At 69.3% G+C, this 8,437-nt stretch carries 6 protein-coding genes and 1 pseudogene; 3 read left to right on the forward strand and 4 right to left on the reverse strand.

What is annotated here, in order from left to right; all coding sequences use genetic code 11:
• Positions 1-5 precede the first annotated feature (5 nt).
• From AB0J62_RS37970 to AB0J62_RS37980, 3 genes are read right to left on the reverse strand one after another with little or no spacing between them, the layout of a single operon-like run.
• On the reverse strand, positions 6-833 hold the full coding sequence (locus AB0J62_RS37970; RefSeq protein WP_363881960.1) for a carbohydrate ABC transporter permease: 828 nt from the start codon (positions 831-833) through the stop codon (positions 6-8).
• The gene (locus tag AB0J62_RS37975; RefSeq protein WP_363881962.1) at positions 830-1,693 is read right to left on the reverse strand and encodes a sugar ABC transporter permease; all 864 of its coding nucleotides are present in this window, start codon (positions 1,691-1,693) and stop codon (positions 830-832) included. The genes AB0J62_RS37970 and AB0J62_RS37975 overlap by 4 nt, the downstream gene beginning before the upstream one ends.
• The gene (locus AB0J62_RS37980) at positions 1,690-2,985 is read right to left on the reverse strand and encodes a sugar ABC transporter substrate-binding protein (protein ID WP_363881964.1); all 1,296 of its coding nucleotides are present in this window, start codon (positions 2,983-2,985) and stop codon (positions 1,690-1,692) included. The genes AB0J62_RS37975 and AB0J62_RS37980 overlap by 4 nt, the downstream gene beginning before the upstream one ends.
• Before the next feature lie 128 nt (positions 2,986-3,113).
• Here AB0J62_RS37980 and AB0J62_RS37985 point away from each other — a divergent pair, with 128 nt between their 5' ends.
• Positions 3,114-6,461, forward strand: a complete 3,348-nt coding sequence (locus AB0J62_RS37985; protein ID WP_363881966.1) for a BTAD domain-containing putative transcriptional regulator — start codon at positions 3,114-3,116, stop codon at positions 6,459-6,461.
• 1 nt (position 6,462) lies between these two features.
• Here AB0J62_RS37985 and AB0J62_RS37990 read toward each other — a convergent pair whose 3' ends face one another.
• Positions 6,463-7,173 (reverse strand): hemerythrin domain-containing protein, encoded by a 711-nt coding sequence (locus tag AB0J62_RS37990; RefSeq protein WP_363881968.1) that lies wholly within the window; start codon positions 7,171-7,173, stop codon positions 6,463-6,465.
• Positions 7,174-7,337: 164 nt separating this feature from the next.
• Here AB0J62_RS37990 and AB0J62_RS37995 point away from each other — a divergent pair, with 164 nt between their 5' ends.
• Both AB0J62_RS37995 and AB0J62_RS38000 read left to right on the forward strand, forming a co-directional pair.
• Complete coding sequence (locus AB0J62_RS37995) at positions 7,338-8,330, forward strand: hypothetical protein (protein ID WP_363881970.1); 993 nt, start codon at positions 7,338-7,340, stop codon at positions 8,328-8,330.
• A 13-nt stretch (positions 8,331-8,343) separates the two neighbouring features.
• A pseudogene (locus AB0J62_RS38000) lies at positions 8,344-8,437 on the forward strand (amino acid--tRNA ligase-related protein); the annotation flags it as partial.

Here is an 8,437-nt window from a genome sequence, read left to right on the forward strand (position 1 = left end):
TCCTTCTACTTGAGTCCGCTGCTCGCCACGGACTGGACGAAGTACCGCTGGAAGCCGGCGATGACCACCAGCGGAATGACGGTGAGAACAACGGCCCCCGCGAACACGAGACCGTAGTCGGCGAAGTTCTGACCTTGCAGGTTGGACAGGGCCACCGGGCCGAGGATGTGCTTGGCGTCGGTGCCGATCAGCAGCGGCCAGACGTAGGACTGCCACTGGAAGAGGAACAGCATCAGGCCGGCGCCGATCAGCGCGGGCCGCGACAGCGGCAGGTAGATCCAGCGGAAGACGCCGAACCAGCCCAGCCCGTCGAGCCGGCCGGCCTCGACCAGTTCGGCCGGGATGCCGAGGAAGAACTGCCGCAGCAGGAAGATCGCCATCCCGTTGCCGATCCCCGGCAGCACCAGCCCGGTGAACGTGTTGGTCAGCTGCCAGTCGCGGAACATCGTCGACAGCGGGATCGCGATCGCGTCGAACGGCACCAGGAAGCTCAGTACGACGATGCCGAACACCAGCCCGCGGCCACGGTACTCGAACGCCGCCAGCCCGAACGCCGCCGACGCGCAGACCGCGAGGCCGATGACGACCGTGGCCGCGCTGACCAGGATCGAGTTGAGCGTCGCGCGACCGACATCGCTGCTCAGCAAGGCCGAGTAGTTGTGCAAAGTCGGCTTCAACTCGAAGAACGTCCGCCACGACAGCGTCAGATGCGCGAACGTCTCCGAGCCCGGCCGCAGCGAGTTGGTCAGCACCCACAGCAACGGCAGGAAGAACAGGATGCCGACGACACCGCCGAGCACCGACAGACTGAGGGACTGCAGGCGCGGCTTCACTGGTCACCTCGCAACAGCCGGAACTGGCCGGCCACGATCGCGAGTGTCAGCGCAACCAGGATGACGACCTCGGCCTGCGCGACGTGGATGTCGCCGATCGCGTAGGCGCGGGTGTAGACGTCGTACATCAAGAGGTTGCTGTTGCCGTTCGGGCCGCCCTTGGTGAGGATCTGCACTGGCGCGAACACCAGCAGGTTGGAGACCGTGTCGGCGACCAGTACGAACGCCAGCGGCCGGCGTACCAGCGGGAGGATGACCGAGACCATCCGGCGCCAGGCACTCGCACCGTCGAGCAGCGCGGCCTCACGGACCTCGACCGGGACCTCCTGGATGCCCGCGATCAGGAACAGCATCCAGTAGCCGACGCCGATCCACGACAGCAGCACGATCAGCGACGGCAGCACCTGGCCGGACGATGTCAGGAACGGTTGCGCGGGCAGACCGAGCCGCTCGAGTACGCCGTTCGCCAGGCCGTCCGGCCGGTAGATGACGCTCCAGATCACTGCCGACACCGCAGGCGGCGTGGCTATCGGCAGTATGACCAGGGTGCGCCACAGCTTTGAGCCCATCGCGCGCTGGGTGAAAAGCACCGCCAGCAGGAACGAGACGACGACCTGGATCGGGTTGATCAGGACCGTGAAGAGCAGCGTCACGCCGACCGCCTGCCGGAAGTCCTTGTTCGACAGCAGGTCCGTGTAGTTGCTCAGCCCGGTGAACACCCGGCCGCCGCGCAGCAGGCTCTCGGTGTAGAAGCTTTCGACGACGGCCGAGATCGCCGGCACGATCCGCAGTACGGCGAGGCACAGCAGCGCCGGGGCGAGGAAGGCAAGCGCGATCAGCCCTTGCCCGCGCCTCCTCACTTGATGGACTTCCACGCGTCGGTCAGCTGGCGGGTCGCCTCCTGCAGCCGGGTGTCGGGGTTGGTGCCGTTGCGGATGTCGGCGAACGCCTTGCCCATGACTTCCTCGAACTGGATGTATCCGACACTCACCGGCCGCGACACCGCCGTGTGCTCACTCTCGTACGCCGTGATCGCCGCGGCGCCGGCCGTCTTCGTGCCGGAGAACGCGTCCATCTTCGGGGTGTACTGCTTCTGCGCCTCGAGGTTGGCCGGGATGATCGTCGTCGTGCTCGTGGTGGCCAGATTGCCGGCGGCATCGAGCGTCGCGAACTCGAGAAACTTGCGGGCCATCCCCTGCTGCTTCGACGCCGGGTTGATGCCGAGCGACCACGACCCGGTCGGCGTGACCGGCTTGCCGCCCTCGAAGTACGGCAACGGCGCGACGCCCCAGTCGATCTTCGAGCTGCCGAAGATCTTCAGGTCCCACGGCCCGCCGACGAAGAACGCCACCTGGCCGTTGGCGAACACCGGGCCGGTCTGGAAGCCGCCGATCCCGCGGGGCGACAGTCCGCTCGCGAAGGTGGCGCCGTACCACTGCATGGCCTTCTTCCAGCCGTCGGTCTCGACCGCCGGGGTCAGTGCGTCGTCGCCTTCGATCCCGGAGCTGCCGCCCAGAGATTCGGCCAGCGGCTGCAGCTGGTAGTACGCCTCGGGCTGCTCCATGAACAGTCCGTACTTCGTACCGCCCGACTGCATGGCCTTGCGGCCGGCCGCCTCGACCTGCTCCCAGGTCCAGCGCTGCTGCGGGTCCGCGGTCGGCGGCGTCACCTTCGCCTTCGCGAGGGCGGTCTTGTTGTAGAAGAGGAACTGCGTCGAGTTCCACATCGGCAACGACCACAGCTTGTCGCGGAAGTGGTTGGTCTTGTACGCCGCGGCGCTGAACTTCGTCTTGACCTGGCCGTCGAGGTCGCTGAGATCGGTGAGGAAGCCCTTCGCGGCGAGCTGCGAGACCCGCGGCTCGTCGACCGTGTAGACGTCGATACCGCTGTCCTTCGCGCTCAGCCGCTGTTGCATCGTCGCGTTGAACTGGTCGAACGGGATCTGGGTGTAGGCGACCTTGATGCCCGGGTTCTTCGCCTCGAAGGCCTTGATCACCGGCTGATAGGTCTCGGCGTTGTCGGTGCCGGTGAACGTGACGGTCCCGGTCTGCGGACCGTTGTCCGTCGCGGCCGGGGCACCGGAATCCGACGAGCCGCCGCATCCGGCGAGCGCCGCGACCGCGACGACCACGGCGGGAAGTAGTCGCTTCACTGGGATCCCTTTCGTCGAACGGTCCCCCGACTGTCGTTATCTAAGCGGTTAGACTAAGCGCTTAGACCTGCGCTGTCCAGCATGTTCGAAGCTGTCGGAATCCGGCCCCGCGGACGTACTCTCTGCTGATGAGGGTGGGGATTCTCGGGGCGGCGGAGGTCTTACGGGACGGGGAGCCGGTCGAACTCGGTGGGCGGAAGCAACGCATGCTGCTGTCCGCCCTGGCGCTGTACGGCGGGCAACCGGTGCCGGTGGACAGCCTGGTCGACCTGCTCTGGCGGGACAGCCCACCGCCGAGCGCGCTGTCGACGCTGCAGGTGTATCTGGCCGGCGTACGCAAGGCTCTGGAGCCGGACCGGCAGGCGCGCACGGCACCGACCACGGTGCTGACCGTCGCACCGGGCTACGCCTTACGCCTGCCCGCGGATTGCCTCGACGCAACGTGCTTCACCGCTGCCGTGGACGCCGCGCACCGCCGGCTTGGTCCATGGTCCGATCAGGTGACGGGCGCCATCGCGGCGCCCGAGCTCCAGCCGCACGAGCTGAGCACCGTGATCGATTCGCTGGACGACGCACTGGGGTTGTGGCGAGGCACGCCGTACCTCGACCTGGACGACGCCCCGACGGCTGTTGCCGAACGCGGACGACTCGAAGAACTTCGGCTGGTGGCGCTCGAGGACCGTGCGGTCGCTCGGCTGGCACTCGGGCTGCACGCGCCCCTCGCCGCCGAGCTCGAGGCGCTCACCGCCGAGCATCCGCTCCGCGAACGCCTGTGGGTACTGCGCGTCCTGGCCCTCGCGGGAGCCGGCCGGCAGGCCGACGCGCTTGAGGCGCTGCGCGCGGTGCGTCGGATCCTGGCCGACGAACTCGGCCTGGATCCGGGGACAACCCTGCGCGAACTGGAACTCGCCGTACTTCGCCAGGACCCAGTCCTGGTCTGGGGGCCGAAGCCCGGCAACGGATCCCGGCCTGTGGCGGCTGGCGTCGGGGGCACCTCGCAATGGCCGCTGGTCGGTCGGGTCGCCGAACTCGCGGCGCTGGAACGGGTACTCGACGAGGTGAATGCGGCGCCGCAGTTCGCCGTACTGGTCGGAGAGCCCGGGATCGGCAAGACCCGGCTCGCCGCGGAGATCGCGGCCCGCGGGCGTTCGCGCGGGTTCGCAGTACTCACCGGGCGGTGTTCGGACGACGAAGGCGCACCGCCGCTGTGGCCGTGGATCGGTGTCCTTCGAGCACTGGCCGGCACAGCTGACCTCCCGGAGGCGGTACGGCGTCAGCTCCTCGAGCTGACCGCCCTGCTGGAGTCCGGGGCCGGAGTGCCCGGCGAGAACGTCGACGCAGCGCGGTTCCGGCTGTGGACGACGACAGCGGACGTCCTCGTCGCCGCGTCGCAGGTCAGGCCACTGCTGATCATCCTCGACGATCTGCACTGGGCCGATCCGTCGTCGCTCAAGCTGCTGAAACATCTCGCCGACCTGGTCGACGCCGGACGGCTGCTCGTCATCGCTACCCGCAGGGCTGCTCCGGAGCTTTCCGGCCAACTCGCGGCCGTCGCCGAGAGCTTCGCCCGGCGGCACGCTCTGCGCCTGGATCTGCGTGGGCTGGCGACCTCCGAAGCCGCCGCGCTGGTCGAGGCCGCGACGGATCGTAAACCCGGCAGCCGGGAAGCCGAGGCCTTACGTGCACGGACGGACGGAAACCCGTTCTTCCTCGTCGAACTGCTCCGTGACGGTCGCAGCGACGTACCCGCAGCGGTCACCGACGTCGTCGCGCGCCGGGTAGAGCGGTTGCCAACGGCAACCGGTGAGCTGTTGCGAACGGCCGCCGTGATCGGCCGGGAGTTCGACCTCACGGTTCTCGCCGCAACCACGGGCCTGGACGAGGACGAGATTCTCGACCTGCTCGATCCCGCGCTGACCGCCGGTGTGATCGTCGAGGGAGAAGAGGTCGAGCGGTTCCGGTTCGCCCACGCGATGGTCCGCGACGTCGTGTACGGCGGTCTGCCGGCGGCCCGCCGTGCTCGCCGGCACGCGACGACGGCGCGAACGCTCGAAGGTATAGGCGCGCCGCCGTCCGAGACATCGCGACACTGGCTGGCTGCCGGGCCGGCGCACGCGGCACGAGCCTGGCGGGCTGCGGCCGAAGCAGCCGAACACGCGATCCGGCTGTACGCGTACGACGAAGCGGCAGCGCTGCTCGCCGCCGCACTCGACGCGCAACGAAGCGACGGCTCGGCCACCCCGCTCGATCGATACGACCTGCTGATGGCTCGAGCCGATGCGTGCCGCTGGTCTGTCGACCGGGATTCCCTGGACGCCGCCCTGACTGAGGCAGCGCAGGAGGCCGAGCGGTTGGGCGACGTCGCTCGTATGGCGCTGGCCGCGGTCAGCAGCTCAGAGGGCGCGCTGTGGCTGACCCGTTCGTACGGCCAGGCTGACCAGTACATGATCGCAGTACTGCGACGTGCACTGCGGGAGCTGCCGGCCGCCGACGAAGAGCTGCGCTGCCGAGCACTTCTCGTCCTGGCGACCGAGCTCTACCACACCGACGCGCCTGCCTACCGCGACGCGCTGGTCGAGCAGGGCATGGCCATGGCCCGCAGGATCGGCGATCCCGACCTCCTGGTGTGGGCGTGCCAAGCCGCGTTCATGGCGACCCTGCGTGCGGCCACCGCGCCGTACCGCCTGGGGCTGGCCGAGGAGGCCGTCGCCATCGCGGTCGAACAGGGCGATCCGATCCGGGAGGCGCTGGCCCGGACCCTGCGGGTGATCGTCACCAGTGAGCTTGGCATGGTCGCGGAGATGCGCGCAGAGATCCGTCGGCTCAGGGAGATCGCGGAGCCGCGGCGACTGGCGTACGTCCTCATCGTGCTCACCGAGCTCGAACCGCCGTGGCTGGCGATGCAAGGACGGTTCGACGAGGCGGAGCGACTCATCGAGCAACGGCGCGAACTGGTCGCCACCGCGTCGCTTCCGCAGCGGGACGAGTCGATGGTCTCCGCGCCCGCCTGCGTCGAGGTATGGCGGAGCGGCGCGGCCGCGGTCGTGCGTGCGTTCCAAGCGCTGGCGGCGGTCAGTCCGATGCCGTTCGACCTGACCATCCAGTGGCTGCTCGTACGGGCCGGCCGGCTGGACGAGGCGCGTGCAGTCCAGACGGAGCTGGTTCCGTCCACCGATGACTGGCTGTCGATCCATCACTACTGCATCGCGGCCGAGGTCGCCTTCGCGCTGGACGAACCGGCGGCGGCGCGTTCTCTGTACCAGTGGCTGAGTCCGTATGCGGGACGGGTCTGCGGCGCCGGGTTCTCGGTGGCGATCGGTCCTGTGGACGCCTTCCTGGCCTTCGCAGCGATGGCGACGGGCGAGCGGGACATCGCGAGCATGCACGCCGACAGGGCACTGGAGTTGTGCGCCGAATGGGAGATCCCGCTGGCCGCGCAGTGGTTGCGCGAGCAGCGGGATCGCGGCGGCTTCTGAGTCACGCGTAGCGGAAGGCGATGCGCTCGCGCCGCTCGAACGGTCGCCGCCAGAAGAGCCGCCACACCAGCTCCATCGGACGGCCGGCCATCGAGTCACGGATCTGGGCGAGGTGCTCGGCCGGCAGCTGGTAGAGCGACCAAGGGACGAGGAACGGTAGGGCGCGCGGGCCGTGCGCCGGTTTGAAGTGCTCATTCTCCAGGCGGTCCCAGTCGTCCTGGACCAGGTACCGCTGCACCAGCACCAGTGCATCCCGCTCCTCGTGCGCCAGATGGCGCGCCAGGTGCTCGCCGAGAGCAACGACTCGTACCTCCAAGGCATCCCGGGCGTCCGCGTCGGCGTACATCGTCAGGCGCTCGAACCCCGTCGTGCACGACGACAGCAGCGGGTCGATCTCGGCATGTTCACCCTCCATAGCCTCCAACGTGGCCCGGCCGTCGGCGTCAGCCTTGGCCAGCAGTAGCGGCCAGAGCGCGGTGTCTTCACCGGTGTGGTGCTTGTGCAGAATGTCCAGGAACTTGTTCCACCGGGCAGCAAGTGCCCGCCAGGTCGCGCGATCCTCCACAGGTGTGCCCACCACGGCGGCCTGGAAGGCTGCCAGGTCGCGGCGGAACGCGTGGTGCACCACGTACATCGCGGTCAGGTCCACCGGCCCGGGCGGTGCCGCCGCCTGTCCCGGCAGCATCAACTGCTCGACGGTCGTTGCGGTCATGACTGATCCCTTCTTCTCGAACTGCGACCACCGTGCCTCCGCGCACTTGGAAGGCGCTTGGGGCCGGGACCCCAAGCCGAGCCCAAGCCGATCCCAAGCCCTGCCCAAGCCCAGCCCAAGCACCGCGCGGATGCTGCTGTCATCACCGATCCGAGGGGGACCTGATGACCGCGTTGTCCGTCGTACGCTGGCCCACGGCCGTCGTACCGCTGTTCGAACGAGCGCTCACCTGCGAGTTCGCGTCACTGACTCGCTCCGGCGCACCGATCACGTGGCCGCTGACGCCGTACCACGACGCCGGCGCAGCCACGATCGATGTGAGCACCGGCCTCAGCTACCCGGCCAAGGCGGAGCGGGCCCGCCGTGATCCGCGCGTCGCCCTGCTGTTCTCCGACCCGACCGGTTCGGGCCTCCGCGACGCACCAGTGGTGCTCGTTCAGGGCCTTGCGACCGTACGGGACGCCGATCTGCAGGCCAACACGGACCGCTATGTCCGTCGGCTGCTGGGGAAGCTTCCCCAGACCGTGGCCGGGCAGCCGTGGTTCCTCGTCCGACAGCAGGTCTGGTACTGGTCGCGGGTGTGGATCGAGGTCACTCCGTTGAAGATCGCGTGGTGGCCGACCGGCCGGGTCGACGGCGATCCGCTGCGCTGGGAGGCCTCGGCCGAGGTGGCCGCGCCACCGTCGGACCCGGCCCCCGAGGGATCGGCGCCACCGCCGTGGGCGGCGCCGCCGGCCGACTGGCGGCAGGGCGCCGACCGCGCGATGGGGCTCGGCAACCCGGTGCTGACGGTTCGTGACACCGACGGCTGGCCGCTGCCGCTGCGAACGCTCGCCGTGGAGCGAGTCGACGACGGATTCGTGGTCCGTACCGGCTCGCTCGGCGCGGGCGCGCGCGGCCGGGCCTGCCTGACGTTCCATGCGCATGCTGAAGCCTTCACGGGCCAGCAGAACGCTGCGTTCGTCGGCACCGCGGCTCCGACGGCCGACGGTGTCCACGTCCGGGTCGAGCGAGCGCTGGCGGACTTCAGCCTGCCGGCCGGACGCTTCCGCCAGCTGCGGACGCTCCTGTCGAGCGGCCGGACCCTCACACCTCGCCTTGCCCACGAGGCCGCTCGCCGGCGCCAGCCGCTCCCAGTGGTACGCCGACCGGTCTGAGAAGCAGAAGCGCCGGGCGATGGAATTCGGGATGCCGCCGGCCGGTGGCATGGGGATGGGCCTGGACCGCTTGGTGATGCTTCTCACCGGGACCGGTATCCGGGAGA

The sequence above is a fragment of the Kribbella sp. NPDC049584 genome, assembly GCF_040675555.1.
Classification (GTDB): domain Bacteria; phylum Actinomycetota; class Actinomycetes; order Propionibacteriales; family Kribbellaceae; genus Kribbella.